The sequence below is a fragment of the Gemella haemolysans genome, from assembly GCF_901873445.1.
GTDB classification, from domain to species: domain Bacteria; phylum Bacillota; class Bacilli; order Staphylococcales; family Gemellaceae; genus Gemella; species Gemella haemolysans_C.
The window spans coordinates 1-17,586 of the sequence record NZ_CABFLN010000030.1; the positions used below are offsets into that span (position 1 = coordinate 1).

The following is a 17,586-nucleotide window of genomic DNA, read 5'->3' on the forward strand; positions in this document are numbered from 1 at the left end:
AAATAATATAATATTGTGTTTGAAATGAGAAATGAGGTTATTGGGATAATATAAATATTTTACCAAAGTCTATTAAAATACTTTTGTTTATGTTATAATTAGTGTTGGGAAATAATCTATTCATTTATTTTTAATGGTAAATTGAGGAAGAGGAGGAATAAGGTGGCAAAAATATCTAAACAAGACATTGACTATATATTTGATAATATTGATATAGTTAGTCTAGTTAGTGAATATGTCAAATTAGAAAAAAGAGGACAAAATTATTTAGGTTTATGTCCGTTTCATAATGAGAAAACACCATCGTTTACTGTTTCTCCAGAGAAAAAAATAGCCCATTGTTTTGGATGTGGTAAAGGTGGAAATATTTTCCAATTTGTTTCGCTAATTGAAAATATTACATATAATCAGGCGATCGTAAAGCTTGGAGCAAGGTTAGGACTGAATATAGAGTCAAAAGTTAATTTAGAAGCTAATTACGATTTGAATAATGAGCTGGACATAATGTATTATGGGCACATGCTTTTAGCAGATTATTATAACTATATTTTACTAAATACAAAAGAGGCTGAAGAAGCACTTAATTACTTATTGGATAGGGGACTTAGCATTGATGTTATTAAACATTTTAATCTTGGTTATGCTCCTCGTGATAATAATATAGCGTTAAACTTTTTTAATTCTAATCAAATTAGTTTAGATTTAATGGTTGAAGCGGGACTGTTAGGAAAAAAAAATGAAAATGGTATTTATTATGATGTATTTAAAGACAGAGTAATGTTTCCTATAAAGAATAATCAAAATCAGGTTGTAGCATTTTCGGGTAGAACTATGTCTACGGACAAAAGTGTTGCGAAATACTACAATACGCATGAAACGAAAATTTTTGAAAAAAGAACAGTCTTATATAACTTCTCGGATGCACGAGCTTTTATAGCTAAAGAGAATGAAGTAATATTATGTGAAGGTTATATGGATGTTATTAAAGCTCATCAAAACGGAATAAAGAATGCTGTTGCTTTGATGGGAACTAATATAGACAATAATAAATTAAAAGAGATTTTATCACTTGTGAAGAAGGTCACATTAAGTTTAGACAATGATGAGGCTGGTTCAAAAGCACAGATAGAAATTGGGAATAGGATTATCCAGATAACAGATAATGTCTATAAATTAAAATTTTCTGGAGCTAAAGATTTAGATGAATTTTTATCAGATAAAAATTCTAAAAATCAAGATTTTGATGCGATAAATTATGTGAAAAATAATAAAGAGCACTTTATTAATTATAAAATTGAATATTGTAAAAATGATTCCAAAAGTAATATTGAACAAAGAATCATCTATAAAAATGAATTACTTAAAAATATTGCTTTTATAGAAGATGAATCATTAAGATACATATTGCTTACTAATTTGGCAGAGGAGTTCGGAATCGAACGACAAGTTCTTCTTAGAGAATTAGGTCAAGTGAATGTGAAAAGAAAACAAGCGGCTGTAGAATGGGTAGCACCAACTAGTCCAGAACAGTTGTTTAGAGTAACAAATTATGACAAAAAAGTGTGTAAGTTGTTTAAATACTTTTTTGTAGATAGGGCATTGTTTATTGAAAAATACAATGATCTAGAGAAATGCAATTTCCCACAAGAAGTATTTGTGAATCTTATGGATTACTTAGTTATTTATTATAATAATAATCTTGAGTTTCATATTCATAAATTCATTCATAGTATTGAAGATGATGAGGTTGTCAGACTTGCAACTTATATTGATGAAACAGATTTTCTAATGGAAGAAAATCCAACTGTGGAGGTTGTAAGCGACTATATCAAGTATTTTTCAGATAATCAAATTACATTAGAAGAGATAAAAGACAGGCTTAGGGTTGCAATTCAAGAAATGGATGTGGAAACTCAAAAAGAATTACTGTCACAGTTGAAAAAGTATAAGAAATAGAAGGAGAAGAACATGGCTAAGAAAGCAAAAGATTTTGAAACAATAAAAAAAGAATTGTTAGAAAAGGGTAAAAAACAGGGTGAATTAACTCAAGAAGAGATTGTAGATGCATTATCAAAATTAGACATTTCTTCAGAAGCGATGGATGATTTTTATGAAGAGTTAAATAATGAAGATATTATTTTAATTAATGCAAATCATGTAGAAGAAGAGGAAGAGGAATTAGATTTAGAAGATTTATCAGTTCCAGTGGGAATCAGAACAAATGACCCTGTAAGAATGTATTTAAAAGAAATTGGTAAAGTTCCTTTATTATCAAAAGAAAAAGAATTAGAACTTTCTAAAATTATTGAAACAGGAACAGAAGCGGAAAAAGAACAAGCTAAAAAAGACTTAGCTGAAGCTAACTTACGTCTTGTAGTAAGTATTGCAAAACGCTATGTTGGACGTGGAATGTTATTCCTAGACTTAATTCAAGAAGGGAATATGGGATTAATTAAAGCTGTTGAAAAATTCGATTACTCAAAAGGATTCAAATTTTCAACATATGCAACATGGTGGATTCGTCAAGCAATTACTCGTGCTATTGCTGACCAAGCTAGAACAATTCGTATCCCTGTTCACATGGTTGAAACAATTAACCGTCTGATTCGTATTCAAAGACAATTACTTCAAGATTTAGGACGTGAACCTAAACCAGAAGAAATCGCTAAAAAAATGAATATGACTCCAGAAAAAGTACGAGAAATATTAAAAATAGCTCAAGAACCAGTATCATTAGAAACACCTATTGGTGAAGAAGACGATTCACATTTAGGAGATTTTATCGAAGATAAAGAAGCGCAATCTCCAGTTGAACATGCAGCAAATGAACTACTAAAAGAACAACTAGAAGAAATATTAGAAACACTTACTGATCGTGAAGAAAATGTATTAAAATTACGTTTTGGTCTAAAAGATGGTAAGACTCACACTCTAGAAGAAGTAGGTAGTGCATTTGGTGTAACACGTGAACGTATTCGTCAAATCGAAGCAAAAGCAATCAGAAAATTAAAACATCCATCTAAACTTAATAAATTAAAAGGGTTCATGGAATAATGTTTAATTGAATTGATTCATATAGATTAAACTTATAATAATGGCAATGGATAGTATTTAAAGAAATTATTATAACAGTAAAAAGGCAGTCTGAAGACTGTCTTTTTATTAAAGGCTTTAGCCAGTTAAGGAGGCGAAGTCTCCAAAATAAAAAAACACCCGCTAAGCGGGTGCGAGATACAAGTTAAACAATTGAAAAATCATCCTTTCTTGATAAAATAAGAGTAGTTCAAGCTCTAAAATAAAGAAAGGATGATTTTAATTATGTCAAATAAACATATTAGTTTATCGCATACAAAGTGGTTGTGTAAATACCATATTGTATTTACACCTAATTATAGACAAAAAATAGAATTTAATCAATATAAACGGGTATAGTAGGTATAATAAAGAGATTATGTAAGTATAAAGGTGTAGAAATAATAGAGGGACATATAATGCCAGATCATATACATTTGCTACTATCAATACCGCCAAAATATAGTGTATCAAGTTTTATGGGATATCTGAAAGGGAAAAATTCATTAATGATATTTGATATGCATTCAAACTTGAAATACAGATACGGAAATAGAAAGTTTTGGGCAGAAGGATACTATGTAAGTACTGTAGGATTGAATGAAAGTACAATAAGAAAATATATCAGAGAACAAGAATCGCATGACATTGCGATAGACAAACTGACAACAAAAGAATATACAAATCCATTTGGAGATAAGAAAAAATAGATAACCCCGTTTAACGGATGGTGGGCGTCAAAATACAATAGGGCTTGAACGAATGTGAAAGCCAGCGCCTTGAGGTGCGTGTTAGTAACAAAGGGTTATACCCGAAGAGAAAACCACCCCTTTTCAGGGGTGGTCATTATTTTATGAGAAATTTCTATTTTAAAATATATATCTGTTGAAACTAAGAGATAAATTTTTTTAACATTTTTTTAATGTAATCGATATAATTTATCATTTGAATTCAACTTTACGTATTATAAAATAATAAAAGAATAACAGTAAAATAATCACGTATCATTTTACTGTTATAGTACATAAAATTTTAAAAATAGGAAAATATATTTATGGTGTAAAATTGTCGCTAACGCAACATTTCAGAAATAAATTGATTTTTATAAAAGCTTAGTATATAATGTAATTGTAAATACATAACGATAATAAATTAAGGAGGAAAATGTTATGGAAAAAAAAGAAAAAATGAAACATCCCAAAGGTCTTCATTTAGTAAATTTAACAACTGTTATACAAAACTTTTATGCTTATGGTATCATCGGGTTCATGATTCTGTTCTTCACAACAGGAACTGCAGAAGGTGGATTAGGTCTTGAAAAAGGATTTGCGGTAACTTTATACGGTTACTATGCTGCTGCAGGATATATGATGGCTCTTATTGGTGGTTGGTTAGCCGATAAATACCTAGGTCTTCAAAAATCTATTATCTTGGGGACATTATTTAGTTGTATAGGTTATATTGCTTTATACTTTTCAACTAGTGAATTATGGACAGTAATTTCAAGTTTAATTCTTTTACTAGTTGCAGCAGGTATTGGTAAAGGTAACATTAGTGCTATAGTTGGTGCACTTTATGAACGTGACCAAGTTACGATGAAAGATGCAGCATATAGTATCTTCTACATGGCGATTAACATTGGTAGTTTATTTGGGCCAATAGTATTCGGATTAATTACAGATAGTTGGTTTGCTAATATTGCTAATGATGGAAAAATTGTTTCTTATGGATATCGTGTTGGATTCTTAGCTGCTGCTGCACTTGCATTCTTACAATTTGCAGTATTCGCATTCTTTGCTCCTACTTGGTTAAAAGATAAAGGTAAATACCCAACAGCAAGTAAAGCTGCTAAAAAATCTGTTAACCATCCATTAACGAAAATTGATATGGATAGAATGAAAGCTATGGCAGTAATGTTTGTATTCTCAACATTATTCTGGGCAGCTTGGTTCCAAACTCAAACATCATTTGCTATCTTGACTCAAAAAGCAGTAGATAGACATATCTTCGGATGGACAGTCCCAACACCTTGGTTAGTATCATTCAATGGTCTATTATGTGCAATCTTAGCTCCAGTGTTTGGTGCATTCTGGGTTAAATTAAGTAAAACAAAACGCGGTGACTTAGATACAGGTACTAAAATGGGTCTAGGAATGATAATTTCAGGATTAGCTTTCGTAGTAATGGTATTAGGGTTAAATACAATCAATGGTGATGTTGAAAGCGGAATGAAAATTAACATCATGTATGTTCTTTTAACATATGTATTATTAACAGTTGGGGAATTATTCTTATCTCCAATCGGAATGGCAATGTTCAATAAACTTGCTCCAGCAAAATACGCTTCATTAGCAATGGGTATTTGGTACCTAACATTCTCATTAGCTAACATTATCTCAGGATACTTAGCTAAATTAACAGTTCAATTAAACTATACTCAAGTATTCACATACATCGGAGGGGTAGTAATTGTTCTAGGTGCTATATTAGTTCTTCTTAAAGGATACTTAAACAAATTTATGCATATTGATAAATTAGAAGAAGAAGCAAAAGCAATGGCTGAAGCTGAAGCAAAAGAAGCTTAATTAATAATTTAAAATAGATAATAATAATAAACTCAAGGCTGTTACAGATGTGATAGCCTTGAGTTTATTGTTATCTTAATATTTATGTACCATTTAAAATTAATATCTAATAATGGATAAAAATATCACCATGTTTATTAGCTGGCTTAAATAGTGTAATTATAAATGAGAAAACAGCTATTATTGATGGTATAAATGTCCAACAAAATAATAGACACAGTATTCCTTTAAAATTTTTACCAATATAAAAATATTGAATTCCAAAATCTCCTAAGAAGAATGTAATTAGGAGATATACAACTTTGTTAACATATCTTCCTGGAATATATCCACGGTTCATATTAAGATCATAGTAATATTTAGTCATAAATTGACCTACATTTGGATTAGTTATGCATATAATACCACAAAAAATATAGGATACAACAGAGGATGCTCATAAAATTTAAATTGTTGAAATAAAAAAGTACTTAATAATCTTCATCGAGATTAAATTAAGTACTAATCTATTATCTTTTAGTTTTAAGATTTTCTTTCCAATCTTGAAGACCGTTTTTTAACATGTAGACATTTTTGTAACCATGTTTTTTAAGAGTTAAAGCTGCACGTGGGGCTAATGTTCCATTTTTATCGCAAAGATAAATAGGTTGGTCTTTTCTTAAAGATGTGTAAAGGAAATTGAATTGAGAAGATGGCATGTTACGAGCTCCATTGATGTGAGCGTATTTGAAATCTTCTTTTTCTCTAACGTCAATTAATTGAACTTTTCTAAGATTTTTTCTAAATTCTTCATAAGGAAGTTTTGTTACAGCACCTTTTAATCTAAAATAATTAAAAAGTCCAACTGCTCCTAAAACAACCACTAAAACTATTGTTGATAGTAAAAATGATGACATAATGAACTCCTTTTTATTGTAATATCTGTAAATGAATTATATCATAATTTGAATATTTCTTCAATATTGTTTATAATTATTATGAATGCTAAAAGTACAAAATAAATTTATTGGAGAAAAAATGATTACATCAGTTAGTAATAAGAAAATTAAAGACATACAAAAATTAAAAGAAAATAAAAATATAAAAAAATATGGAAAGTATCTAATAGAAGGTAAGCATCTTGTTGAAGAGGCTATGAAAGTAGGCGTAGTTGACGAGATGGTGATTTCAGAAGACTTTGAAGAGTATAGTCTGATGGATGCTTTTGATGGAGAAGTTACTAAAGTTGCAAACAGTGTAATGAAACATTTATCTGATACTATAACTACACAAGGAATAATAGGGGTATGTAATATAGAAAAAAAAGAACTAGATATTAAAAAATATAAGAAAGTTCTTATTCTAGACAAGGTTCAAGATCCAGGGAATTTAGGTACTATTATCAGAACTGCTGATGCATTTGCTTTTGATTGTATAATCCTTGGGAAAGGCACAACGAGCCTATATGGACAAAAGGTTATTAGAAGTACACAAGGAAGTAATTTCCATATAGATTGTTTTGATAATATTGAACTAGTGGATTTACTAGAAAAAATGACAGACTTTAGTGTTTATGCAACAAGTTTAAAAGCTGATAAATATATAGAACAATTAAATAATATTACAGGAAATGTTGCAGTAATATTTGGTAATGAAGGTGCTGGAGTAAGTGAAGAAATTTTAGATAAAGTAAATAATTTACTTAAAATATCAATGCCTGGTAAAGCGGAGAGCTTGAATGTCTCAATAGCTGCGGGTATTGTGATGCATTATATTTCTTCTAATTTAAAATAATAAATTTACTATTTATTATAAGTGTGGTATTATTGTAATTGTGAAAATAATGAGAGAGGTGAAATCTAATGTTAAAAACTATAGCAGTAGATAAAAAAGGAAACATACTTACTGATGTTAGTTTAGAAAGACTTAAAGATCAGGATATAGCATGGTTTTGGGTTGATTTTGATGCTCCAACGCGTAGTGAAATCAATTTGCTATCAACATTCTTCAAGTTCCACGAACTTTTAATAGAAGACTGTTTGACACTTTTACAAAGACCGAAAATTGAAATTACAAGACAACAAATATTCTTAGTGTCTCATGTTTTAAAAAATATTGATGATGATTATGAAACATTAAATATGTTTGTTGGAAAAAATTATATCGTAACGTTTCACCTCTCACATATACGTTATGTTAATAAGATTATACCCAAAATTTTACAACGTGGTGCAGAATATTCACCTTTACATGTAATGCATATGCTTGTTTCAGAAATTGTAGAAGGATACATACCTATAATTTCAAAAATCGAAAATCGTCTTGATGAAATAGAAGAAACAGACTCATACACTTCAGGAAGTAAGATAATGGATGAGGTATTTGATCTTCGAAGTGATTTGTTAAAGCTTAGACGAGGATTATTACCGACTCGAGAACTTATTCATAGATTTTTAGTTTCTCGTCGTGTTGAGATGACAGATAATGATAGAAAGTATTTCCACGATATATATGATGACCTTGTTCAACAAACGGAGATTATTGAAGCTAATCGTGAATTAGCAAGTGATATTCGTGAAAACTTTATGACCTATAACTCGTTGAAATCAAACAATATAATGATGACCTTAACGGTTATATCTACAATATTCCTTCCGTTAACCTTCATAGTTGGATGGTATGGTATGAATTTTAAAAATATGCCAGAGTTAGACTGGCATTATGGTTATTTTTTAGTAGTCGCAATAATGTTTGCAATTGCACTAGGAATGCTTTGGTTCTTCAAGAAAAAAGGTTGGCTTGATATGTTTAAATAGTATATTAATTGAGGAGGATTTAATGAGTATTTTCAAATTAACAGTGTTATTTATTATGATATTACTTGCAAATTTTTCTTTAATACGAATAGATTTTGGGAAATTTTTTAAGAAAAATAGTACTAGAGAAATTAAAGTATTTGTTAGCATAGTAGCCCTTGCATTGGGGTATCTTGCTTATATGACAATTACCACAATTTATGAGTTATCTTTAAGTATTGTTAGATAATTTAATAGAAAGGAAATTGTATGGATAAAGAATTAGAAAAAAATAAAAGAGAATCAAAATTAGAGAAATCTCGAGAAGATAAATTATTAGCTTTTATCGGAGGTAAATTTATAATCTATATACTATTAATAGTTATTCTTTTAGGAATCGCTATTTATCTTTATACAGAAATATCGTATATTTTTACACCAATAAATACGATAGTATCTAGTATAATCACGCCGATAATAGTAGCATATGTATTTTATTATATGTTAAATCCACTTGTGAATTTCTTTTCTAAGAAAATTTCAAGATTTTCAGCAAGTTTACTTGCAATTTTAGTTGGTGTAATTACGATACTTATCGTTATTATTGGAGTGGTGCCAATCATTGTAGAACAAACACAAAACTTGATTACAGCTCTACCAAGATATATTGAAATTGTAAAAGGATATTTGGAAGAATACTCAGATAATGCTTATGTTCAAGTAGTAGTAGAGTATGTGAATACAAATTTAAATGTTTCTAAGATTAGTGAGAGGCTGATATCTATCGCTACATCTGTAGCTCAAGGAATAGTCTCATCTATTTCTTCAACAGCATCAGTACTAGTAACTATGCCTTTTGTTCTATTTTTCTTATTAAAAGACGCATCACAATTTAATAAGTTTGTGATAAGTTTATTACCGGAAAAATTTGAAAATCCAGTTGCTGAGACCATTGATGAAATTGATGATAAGGTAGGATCGTATATCCAAGGTCAGATGTTAGTGTCGCTTTGTATAGGCGGGATGTTGTTTATAGGATATAACGTTATAGGATTACATTATGCATTTTCACTTGCCACAATAGCAGCATTTTTAAGTATAGTACCTTATCTTGGACCCGTTATTGCTATAACTCCTGCTATGCTAGTTGCAGCATCTACAAGTTGGGTTATGGTAGTTAAGATGTTAGTAGTTTGGGGTATCGTACAATTCCTAGAAGGAAATATTGTCTCTCCTAATATAATGGGAAGAAGTATGAATATGCATCCTCTTACAGTTATTTTTGTAATTTTAGTAGGTGTTAACATATCGGGAGTTGTAGGTGCAATTCTAGGAATACCTGTTTATTCAATATTAAAAGTATTAATTTCAAAATTATTACATTCAATTAAAGAAAGATATGATAAATTTTACGGATAAAATAAAGGCTTTAGAGTATAAAACTCTAAGGCTTTTTGATTTGTAAACTTCGTAGAAATAGAGACTTAGTATTGAAAAGAATTGACTATGAAATACAATTACTATATTTTGAAATATTATTAATATTTTTAAAATAAAAAACAAATACTTAGTAAATCATTTTCAAAAACGCTAGAAATATGCTATAATAATATAGTTAAATATAAGTAAGTTGAGGTTTGAGAATATGAGTATGATGAAAAAATTCAATAATTTATTCGTTAATGAAGATGATTTTGAGGATGAAGTAGTAGAAAGAGAAGAAGTAAGACAGGAACAACCCAAACCAAGAGTTGTTAAAAAGGAGAATCAAGTGCAAAGTAAACCAAGCGTTCAAAATCAACCAACTGGAAGAACAAATAATGTAATACTGACAGAACCTTTAGTTTTTGCAGATAGTAAAGATATCGTAGATGATATAAAACGTAACAAAGTAGTTATTATTAATTTAAGTAAATTAGATGTAGAAACATCTGATAGATTATTAGATTTTATATCTGGAGGAATCTATGCTCTTGGTGCAAGATTAAAAACTATAGGTGAAGATATCTACCTTTGCGTTCCTAATGGAGTTGAAGTATCAGGAGACTTTTATGAAGGAGAGTATTAATTTTGTTAAATATAACAGAGTATTTTTGGGTATATAAATTCATTACATATCTATTTAATTTTTATGAATATAGTATGCTAGCGTATATTTTAACTTCATGGGTACCACAATTAAAAAATAATTTCATTGTAGAATTTTTAGAGACAATCTGTGAGCCATATCTAAAAGTTTTTAGGAAAATAATTCCACCATTAGGTATGTTAGATATTTCACCTGTAGCAGCACTTATTGTATTAGGTGTCATAGAAAACTTAATAAAAGTATTATTATTTAAAGTAGTTTAGTGCTATGAAAAAATTAAGTTTTTTACAACATGCGTCTACTGAAGAAAAAGAAGTAGCTGAAAAGCTTTTACAAACTATAAGTTTTGTAGAAAATAGGAATACTGTTACGAAATTTCTTACAAATTTCGAACAGGTTATTTTAGATCGTATAGTTGCATATAATTATAGTGATTTTAAAATTGAATTTTTTGGTGGTTTTAATGGTGCAGAGAGAAAAAAAGCAAAAATCATTTCTAATGAATATTATGATGTAGATTATGATATTGTTTGTCTTAAAGCTAAACTTAATAACAAATTCAATAAGGTTGAACATAGAAATATACTAGGAGCAATTCATAATCTGGGGATTAATTTTAATAGGTTTGGAGATATTATTGTTCTTGAAAATGAAGTTTATATTTTTGTTGATGAGGAAATTGCCGATGTTATCGCAATGGAATTCACAAAAGCAGGAAGAGTAAACTTAAACTTTGAAAGAGTTGATCTTACAGATGTTTCTATAGAAAAGAAATATGAGGATTTTGAAATCGTTAGTTCATCATTCAGACTAGATTCAATAGTAGCTAAAATTACTAATAAATCTCGTAGCAAGGTTAAAGAATTTTTAGAACAAGATTTCATAAAGTTAAACTATGTAATTATGAAAAATGGAGAAAAAAACTGTGCTTTAGAAGATGTAATATCTATTAGAAAGTATGGAAGATTTGTAGTAAAAGAGTATAAACAAAATAAAAAGAGCTTAAAATTTAGAATAACAATCTCAAAATTAGTTTAAAATTAATGTTGACTCAATAGATTCGGTTTAAACGTAAGCTATTGAGTCATCTTTTTTTATTACAAAACTTGAGCGTTTTCATTTTGTTAATAAAAATATTGTGGTATACTCAATGATATAAATTAAATTTACACATATATTAAGAGGTAAGTAAAATGAAAAAAATATTATTAACTATTTTTTCTGTTCTATTGGTGTTTTCTTTAATTGGTTGTTCTCAGAAAAGTTCAACAAAAGAAGAAAAAGTGTTAAAACTTGGTGTAGTACCTAGTAGTAATAGTGAAAAGCTCGTAGATGATTTGACGCCATTTGCAAAAGCCTTAGGAAATAAACTAGGAATGAAGGTAGAGGTATTTACAGCAAGCAGTTATATAGGGGTGATAGAAGGTATCGGTAGTGGTAGTGTTGACTTCGGACTAGTACCACCATTTTCAGCTGTTTTATCTAATAAACAAAGTAATACAAAAAATTTACTTGTAGGAAGAAGTACGAGTGGAAAACCTGGATACTTTGCTGAAGTTTTCGTAAGAAAAGATTCTAATATTAAAAACTTATCTGATTTAAAAGGTAAAAAAATTGCCTTTGTTGATCCATCTTCTGCATCTGGTTACATTTATGCTGGTGCAATGTTAAAAGAAGCTGGCATAGACTTAGATAAAGACATCAAATATCAATTTAGTGGGGGGCATGATAAAAGTTTACAATTGTTACTGAATAAAGATGTTGATGCAGTAGCCAGTTATGAAAATGTAATTAGAAAATATACAAAAGAGTTTCCTACGCTAAAAGAAGATGTAACACCAATCGCAAAAAGTGAATTAATACCAGGGGTAACAGTGGTAGCTTCTAATAACTTAGATGAAGAAACACAGAAAAAAATAAAACAGGCATTATTAGATATTCAAAATGATAAAGAAACAATACAAATTTTAACAAATTTATTTAGTATTACAGGATTTGAAGAACCAAATAATGATGCATATAAAGCGATAGTAAGAATCTCTGAAAAAATGAATATTGATTTAAATAAAGTAAAATAAAGTTAATATTTTGGAGATTATTAATGCTCAGTAAAGAAAGTGTTGGATATACTAAAAGCTGTAATAATAAGTGATTCTAAAGTTGAAAAACGAAAAGATAAAAAAAGTTATACAAAAGTATTGACATTATGTTAATACTTTTGTATAATAAATATTGTTCGTTAGGAACACAAATATTTATCCACAGTAGCTCAGTTGGTAGTAGCATCTGACTGTTAATCAGAGGGTCGCAGGTTCGAGTCCTGCCTGTGGAGTTGGAGTAGTACTCAAGAGGCTGAAGAGGCGCCCCTGCTAAGGGTGTAGGTCGGGAAACCGGCGCGAGGGTTCAAATCCCTCCTGCTCCGTTTTTTTTATTGGCCCGTTGGTCAAGTGGTTAAGACACCGCCCTTTCACGGCGGTAACACGGGTTCGAATCCCGTACGGGTCACCATTTGAATTAAATACATTGAGAATAAGAGTTAGGTCCCGTGGTGTAGCGGTTATCACGCCTGCCTGTCACGCAGGAGATCGCGGGTTCGATTCCCGTCGGGACCGCCATTTTTGCCTTGATAGCTCAGTTGGTAGAGCAATGGATTGAAGCTCCATGTGTCGGCAGTTCGACTCTGTCTCAAGGCATTTTTTTATTTAAACTTAATATTTTGGCGGCTGTGGCGAAGTGGTTAACGCATCGGATTGTGGTTCCGACATTCGGGGGTTCGATTCCCCTCAGCCGCCCCATTTTTTGAATTTAGCAAAGGAGTAGTGTAGAAATACATTACTTCTTTTTTCTATATAATATTGAATTTTAAAGTTTGTAAGCAAAAAAATAGAAATTTTTAAAAAATAAGAGTAAAATTAAACCTATAAACTCAAGGAGATAAAACAACATGGAAAAAACATTCGAACAAGATTTAGAAAACTTTAAAGTAACTGATTCAAAAACTGCATTTGAAAAAATTGAATCAAAAGAAAAATTTGTACTATTTATTGGTAGATCATCATGCCCATTCTGTAGAAGATTTATGCCAAAAATTAGTGAAGTAGTTGTTTCTAATAACGTAGAAGCATTCTTCATTAACTCTGAAGATTTTTCTGATGCATTAGGAATAGAGTCATTACGTGAAAAATATTCAGTTAGAACAGTACCAGGTTTATTAGTTGCTGAAGCTGGTGAAGTTAAAGTTGTATGTGATTCTAGTTTATCTGTAGAAGAAATTACATCATTTATTAAATAATAATTCAACTCGTCTATTTAAGGTAGGCGAGTTTATTATTTTATAAGCTACAATAATCAATTATTATAAAAATTCATGGTAAATATATTGTATAAATTTTAAATGTAAAATACTGAAAAAAAACGTTTTAAATGATATAATAGTAGTTATAAAATTTTGCTAAAGTATTTATTAGTTTATTTTAAAATTCATTATATGATAATGAGGTGATTGAGTGAAAAGTGAAAAGTTAGAAGTTAAAAACTTAGTTTTTAATTATGGAGTAAAAAATATTTTGAATGATATTTCGTTCAACGTTGAAAAAGGGGAATTTGTAGCTGTAGTAGGAAAGAGTGGTGCAGGTAAATCAACTTTACTGCGTTGCTTGAATCTATTGAATAAACCTAAATCTGGAGAAATTAATATTGCAGGTGAGAATATAATAAATTTTAATAAAAAGAAATTGAAACTTATTAGAAGAAAAATTGCTTTTATCTTCCAAGATTACAATGTTCTTGATAATCTTTATACAGTTGAAAATGTCTTAACTCCTTATTTAGTAAATAAGTCAGCTCTTGGTTTATTACTTGGATATACAAAAAAAGAGTATATTGAAGGTGTAGGATATTTAAAACAGGTTGGATTAGAAGAAGAAGCGTTTAAAAAATCTAAGTACTTATCTGGAGGGCAAAAACAGCGTGTTGCAATAGCTAAAGCTCTCGCTCAAAATCCAACAATATTGTTAGCTGACGAGCCTGTAAGTAGTTTAGATGAAAAAAATACTACATTAATTATGGATACATTTAAAAAGTTGAATGAAAAAAATGGAATTACTGTTTTAATTAACTTACATGATGTAAATCTTGCAAAAAAATATAGTACAAAAATTTTAGGATTGAAAGACGGAAAAGTTTTATTTTATAAAGATTCTGCTATGGTGACTGAAGATGAATTTGAAGAACTTTATAATTAAAAAACATATAAATAAAATATTAGCGGGGATATTTGTAATATGTATATTTCTGATTGCTAATATGCAATATGATGCTAAGACTTTTTCAGTAGGATTTAAAAGAATACAAAATTTATTAGGTCGTATGTATCCTATTGATTTTACTATTTTAGGAGAACTAAAACAACCTATAATTGAAACTATAAATATTGCTTTGTTTTCATCAATATTATCTTTATTTACAGCGTTATTATTTTTACCGATATTGACAAATGTACTTTTTAAATTGAAAATAATACCTAAATTATTTAGTGCTGTATTTTCTATTTTTAGAATAATACCTTTTCTAATTATTGCGGCTATTCTTGTTAGTTTATTTAGTACAGGTGTGTTTAGTGGATTTGTAAGTATTTATTTAATTAATTTCCTTACAGCTTCTAAATTGCTTAAGGAGTATGCAGAAGAAGTAGAGATTAAACAGCTAGAGGCAATGGAATCACTAGGAAGTTCAAAATTTATTATATATAAAAATGCAATTCTTTCTAATTTGAAACCTCAAGTAATTTCGGTTTATTTCCTAACATTAGAGTCTAGTATTCGTGGAGCGAGTGTTCTAGGATTAGTAGGAGCAGGTGGAATAGGTCAAAGATTGTGGCAAGAGCTGAATCATTTGAGATATGATAGAGTCTCAATAATTATACTTACTCTAGTAATTCTAATATTTTTTATCGATTTAGTGAGTTACTTTTTTAGGAATTATAGTAACTCTTCACAATTAACTTTTGATAAATTCATCTTTAGAAAAAATATTATTAAAGTTGTTACGCCTATAGTTCTAGTTGGTAGTATTCTGTATGTCACTAAATATATTACTATTACTCAAGAAAGATTTTTAATAGGACTAAAACAGTTAAGAGTACTGGGAAATGGAATTATAAATCCTGATCTAGCATATGTACCAAAGATGTTCGCCGAGTTAATGATAAGTATAGAAATAGCTTTTAGTGCTACGATTTTTGCTGCGGTAACGGCAATATTTACTTCATATTTATCATCGGTTAATTTATTTGGTAAATATAAGGCGTTAAGCATGAAAATTTTTATAAATATACTAAGAACATTCCCTCCAATAATAGTAGCCTTAATATTCTTTAGAGGATTTGGACCAGGGGCAATCAGTAGCTTTTTCGCATTATACATTTATACAGTTGGTGTAATGACAAAAATGTATAATGAGGTTCTAGAAGGGATAAATACTAATGTGCTTTTAATGACGAAGAGTCTAGGTCTTGGAAGTTTCATTAGTTATATAAAAATAATATTTAATGGATATTTCCCTGAATTTGTTACTATAGTGTTGTATAGATTTGAATCGAATATTAAAAATTCTACGATACTAGGTATGGTTGGAGCAGGTGGAATTGGACATTTACTTGTAAATAATATAGAATATAGGAATTGGAATAGAATTTCAACATTATTAATTGGGTTATCACTTTCGATAATCATTATAGAAAATATATCATATTTAATTAGAATGAAAGTTAAAAAATAGTATAAAAGCACATAGGAGGATTAAATGCGTTTAAAAGTAGGAAAAATTGTAAATACGCACTCATTGAAAGGAGAAGTAAAAGTAATTTCATCTACAGATTTTGAAGAGCAACGCTTTGAAAAAGGCACTGAATTATTAATAACACGTGGTAATCAAGTTGTAAAAGAAGTGACTGTGGAAAGCTATAGAACTCATAAAAACAACCTTTTAGTGAAGTTTGTTGGAATTGACTCGATTGAAGAAGCTGAAAAACTTAAAAATCTGCAAATTAAAATTGACTCAGAAAATATTGGAGAGTTGGAAGAAAATGAGTTTTACTTCCATGAAATTATTGGATGTGAAGTGTTTGACGAAAATGGAAAATTATTGGGTGAAATTATTGAAATTTTAACACCGGGGGCTAATGATGTTTGGGTGATTAAAGGTCAAAAAGGTAAAGAAATCTTGATTCCATATATTGAGGACGTAGTTAAGAAAATAGATATCGAAAATAAAAAAATAGATATCGAAGTTATGGAAGGATTAATTGACTAATGAAAATTGATATACTGACTTTATTCCCAGATATGTTTGACTCATTAAATCATTCAATTTTAGGAAAAGCAAAAGATAATAAGTTATTAGACATAAATATAGTCGATTATCGTAAATTCTCTGGTAATAAGCATAATCAGGTAGATGATTATCCATTTGGTGGAGGTCAAGGTATGGTCTTAAAACCAGAGCCGATATTTAATGCTGTTGAAAGTTTGGATAAAACGGATAAAACTCGTATAATTTTATTATGCCCTCAAGGGGAGCGATTCAGTCAGAAAAAAGCCGAAGAACTTTCAGAAGAGGAACATTTAATTTTTATATGTGGACACTATGAAGGTTATGATGAAAGAATTAGAGAATACCTTGTAACCGATGAACTTTCGATTGGAGATTTTATCTTAACTGGTGGAGAATTTGCTGCGATGACTATGGTTGATAGTATTGCTCGACTTGTACCAGATGTATTAGGGAAAGAAGAATCTCATAAAGATGATTCATTTTCAACTGGTCTTTTAGAATATCCACAATATACAAGACCAAAAGACTACAAAGGGATGGTAGTTCCTGATGTGTTAACAAGTGGACATCATAAGAATATAGAAACTTACAGAAAAAAAGAAAGTCTACGAAGAACATATCTAAGACGTCCAGATTTACTAGATAACTATGAATTGAGTAAAGAGGAATCAAAATTACTCGATGAAATAAAAAAAGAATTAAAAAATTAACATAAAATAAATGACATAACTGT

General features: G+C 29.4%; 18 protein-coding genes, 6 tRNA genes and 1 pseudogene. 23 read left to right on the plus strand and 2 right to left on the minus strand.

The annotated features are described in order from the left end of the window. The first annotated feature begins 162 nt into the window (after positions 1-162). From dnaG to JX287_RS04375, 4 genes and pseudogenes are all read left to right on the plus strand, one after another. On the plus strand, positions 163-1,956 hold the full coding sequence (gene dnaG / locus JX287_RS04360; RefSeq protein ID WP_204642680.1) for a DNA primase: 1,794 nt from the start codon (positions 163-165) through the stop codon (positions 1,954-1,956). Between the two features lie 12 nt (positions 1,957-1,968). Next, a complete protein-coding gene (gene rpoD, locus JX287_RS04365) occupies positions 1,969-3,054 on the plus strand; it encodes an RNA polymerase sigma factor RpoD (protein WP_204642682.1) in 1,086 nt (361 codons plus the stop codon). Positions 3,055-3,318: 264 nt separating this feature from the next. Further along, a pseudogene (tnpA, locus tag JX287_RS04370) lies at positions 3,319-3,782 on the plus strand (IS200/IS605 family transposase). 459 nt (positions 3,783-4,241) lie between these two features. Beyond that, entirely contained in the window at positions 4,242-5,657 is a 1,416-nt protein-coding gene (locus tag JX287_RS04375; protein WP_204642685.1) for a peptide MFS transporter, read from the plus strand. A 106-nt stretch (positions 5,658-5,763) separates the two neighbouring features. Here the strand turns inward: JX287_RS04375 and JX287_RS04380 are convergent, their stop codons facing one another. Then, complete coding sequence (locus JX287_RS04380; RefSeq protein WP_204642688.1) at positions 5,764-6,024, minus strand: TM2 domain-containing protein; 261 nt, start codon at positions 6,022-6,024, stop codon at positions 5,764-5,766. A 142-nt stretch (positions 6,025-6,166) separates the two neighbouring features. Further along, a complete protein-coding gene (locus tag JX287_RS04385) occupies positions 6,167-6,553 on the minus strand; it encodes a rhodanese-like domain-containing protein (RefSeq protein WP_204642691.1) in 387 nt (128 codons plus the stop codon). Positions 6,554-6,674: 121 nt separating this feature from the next. Between JX287_RS04385 and JX287_RS04390 the strand changes: the two genes are divergently transcribed. The 19 genes from JX287_RS04390 (at position 6,675) to trmD (ending at position 17,563) form a co-directional block, all read left to right on the plus strand. Beyond that, positions 6,675-7,430 carry a TrmH family RNA methyltransferase gene (locus JX287_RS04390; RefSeq protein WP_204642694.1) on the plus strand — a complete coding sequence of 252 codons (756 nt, stop codon included), beginning with the start codon at positions 6,675-6,677 and terminating at the stop codon, positions 7,428-7,430. A gap of 68 nt (positions 7,431-7,498) precedes the next feature. Beyond that, positions 7,499-8,452, plus strand: a complete 954-nt coding sequence (gene corA / locus JX287_RS04395; protein ID WP_204642697.1) for a magnesium/cobalt transporter CorA — start codon at positions 7,499-7,501, stop codon at positions 8,450-8,452. Positions 8,453-8,474: 22 nt separating this feature from the next. Next, the gene (locus JX287_RS04400) at positions 8,475-8,681 is read left to right on the plus strand and encodes a DUF1146 family protein (RefSeq protein ID WP_204642700.1); all 207 of its coding nucleotides are present in this window, start codon (positions 8,475-8,477) and stop codon (positions 8,679-8,681) included. 20 nt (positions 8,682-8,701) lie between these two features. After that, positions 8,702-9,850 (plus strand): AI-2E family transporter, encoded by a 1,149-nt coding sequence (locus JX287_RS04405; protein ID WP_204642703.1) that lies wholly within the window; start codon positions 8,702-8,704, stop codon positions 9,848-9,850. Positions 9,851-10,076: 226 nt separating this feature from the next. Next, positions 10,077-10,499, plus strand: coding sequence for a cell division protein SepF (locus JX287_RS04410; protein ID WP_204642718.1), 423 nt, complete (start codon positions 10,077-10,079; stop codon positions 10,497-10,499). 2 nt (positions 10,500-10,501) lie between these two features. Continuing rightward, entirely contained in the window at positions 10,502-10,783 is a 282-nt protein-coding gene (locus JX287_RS04415) for a YggT family protein (RefSeq protein WP_204642721.1), read from the plus strand. Between the two features lie 4 nt (positions 10,784-10,787). Beyond that, a complete protein-coding gene (locus tag JX287_RS04420) occupies positions 10,788-11,558 on the plus strand; it encodes an RNA-binding protein (protein WP_204642724.1) in 771 nt (256 codons plus the stop codon). Between the two features lie 155 nt (positions 11,559-11,713). Next, the gene (locus tag JX287_RS04425) at positions 11,714-12,598 is read left to right on the plus strand and encodes a phosphate/phosphite/phosphonate ABC transporter substrate-binding protein (RefSeq protein WP_204642727.1); all 885 of its coding nucleotides are present in this window, start codon (positions 11,714-11,716) and stop codon (positions 12,596-12,598) included. A gap of 180 nt (positions 12,599-12,778) precedes the next feature. Continuing rightward, positions 12,779-12,852 (plus strand) — tRNA-Asn (locus JX287_RS04430). Between the two features lie 2 nt (positions 12,853-12,854). After that, positions 12,855-12,942, plus strand: a tRNA-Ser gene (locus JX287_RS04435). Between the two features lie 11 nt (positions 12,943-12,953). Beyond that, positions 12,954-13,028, plus strand: a tRNA-Glu gene (locus JX287_RS04440). A gap of 31 nt (positions 13,029-13,059) precedes the next feature. Next, a tRNA-Asp gene (locus JX287_RS04445) sits at positions 13,060-13,135 on the plus strand. Between the two features lie 5 nt (positions 13,136-13,140). Further along, positions 13,141-13,213: transfer RNA gene (locus JX287_RS04450), tRNA-Phe, on the plus strand. Positions 13,214-13,239: 26 nt separating this feature from the next. Beyond that, positions 13,240-13,315, plus strand: a tRNA-His gene (locus JX287_RS04455). Between the two features lie 149 nt (positions 13,316-13,464). Next, positions 13,465-13,812 (plus strand): thioredoxin, encoded by a 348-nt coding sequence (locus tag JX287_RS04460; RefSeq protein WP_204642729.1) that lies wholly within the window; start codon positions 13,465-13,467, stop codon positions 13,810-13,812. Between the two features lie 214 nt (positions 13,813-14,026). Next, on the plus strand, positions 14,027-14,764 hold the full coding sequence (gene phnC, locus JX287_RS04465) for a phosphonate ABC transporter ATP-binding protein (protein ID WP_204642744.1): 738 nt from the start codon (positions 14,027-14,029) through the stop codon (positions 14,762-14,764). Next, positions 14,739-16,298, plus strand: coding sequence for a PhnE/PtxC family ABC transporter permease (locus JX287_RS04470; protein WP_204642748.1), 1,560 nt, complete (start codon positions 14,739-14,741; stop codon positions 16,296-16,298). Before phnC ends, JX287_RS04470 begins: the two co-directional genes overlap by 26 nt. Before the next feature lie 24 nt (positions 16,299-16,322). After that, a complete protein-coding gene (gene rimM, locus JX287_RS04475) occupies positions 16,323-16,832 on the plus strand; it encodes a ribosome maturation factor RimM (RefSeq protein WP_204642750.1) in 510 nt (169 codons plus the stop codon). Beyond that, positions 16,832-17,563, plus strand: a complete 732-nt coding sequence (gene trmD / locus JX287_RS04480; protein WP_204642753.1) for a tRNA (guanosine(37)-N1)-methyltransferase TrmD — start codon at positions 16,832-16,834, stop codon at positions 17,561-17,563. Before rimM ends, trmD begins: the two co-directional genes overlap by 1 nt. Positions 17,564-17,586: the final 23 nt, after the last annotated feature.

What these genes read in the sequence shown, in the direction of transcription:
- corA (WP_204642697.1), top strand. Translation starts at nt 7,499, where the DNA reads ATGTTAAAAACTATAGCAGTAGATAAAAAAGGAAACATACTTACTGAT.
- JX287_RS04375 (WP_204642685.1), top strand. Translation starts at nt 4,242, where the DNA reads ATGGAAAAAAAAGAAAAAATGAAACATCCCAAAGGTCTTCATTTAGTA.
- JX287_RS04420 (WP_204642724.1), top strand. Translation starts at nt 10,788, where the DNA reads ATGAAAAAATTAAGTTTTTTACAACATGCGTCTACTGAAGAAAAAGAA.
- JX287_RS04470 (WP_204642748.1), top strand. Translation starts at nt 14,739, where the DNA reads ATGAATTTGAAGAACTTTATAATTAAAAAACATATAAATAAAATATTA.
- rimM (WP_204642750.1), top strand. Translation starts at nt 16,323, where the DNA reads ATGCGTTTAAAAGTAGGAAAAATTGTAAATACGCACTCATTGAAAGGA.
- JX287_RS04410 (WP_204642718.1), top strand. Translation starts at nt 10,077, where the DNA reads ATGAGTATGATGAAAAAATTCAATAATTTATTCGTTAATGAAGATGAT.
- JX287_RS04460 (WP_204642729.1), top strand. Translation starts at nt 13,465, where the DNA reads ATGGAAAAAACATTCGAACAAGATTTAGAAAACTTTAAAGTAACTGAT.
- JX287_RS04390 (WP_204642694.1), top strand. Translation starts at nt 6,675, where the DNA reads ATGATTACATCAGTTAGTAATAAGAAAATTAAAGACATACAAAAATTA.
- JX287_RS04405 (WP_204642703.1), top strand. Translation starts at nt 8,702, where the DNA reads ATGGATAAAGAATTAGAAAAAAATAAAAGAGAATCAAAATTAGAGAAA.
- JX287_RS04385 (WP_204642691.1), bottom strand. Translation starts at nt 6,553, where the DNA reads ATGTCATCATTTTTACTATCAACAATAGTTTTAGTGGTTGTTTTAGGA.
- rpoD (WP_204642682.1), top strand. Translation starts at nt 1,969, where the DNA reads ATGGCTAAGAAAGCAAAAGATTTTGAAACAATAAAAAAAGAATTGTTA.
- JX287_RS04425 (WP_204642727.1), top strand. Translation starts at nt 11,714, where the DNA reads ATGAAAAAAATATTATTAACTATTTTTTCTGTTCTATTGGTGTTTTCT.
- JX287_RS04400 (WP_204642700.1), top strand. Translation starts at nt 8,475, where the DNA reads ATGAGTATTTTCAAATTAACAGTGTTATTTATTATGATATTACTTGCA.
- JX287_RS04380 (WP_204642688.1), bottom strand. Translation starts at nt 6,024, where the DNA reads ATGACTAAATATTACTATGATCTTAATATGAACCGTGGATATATTCCA.
- trmD (WP_204642753.1), top strand. Translation starts at nt 16,832, where the DNA reads ATGAAAATTGATATACTGACTTTATTCCCAGATATGTTTGACTCATTA.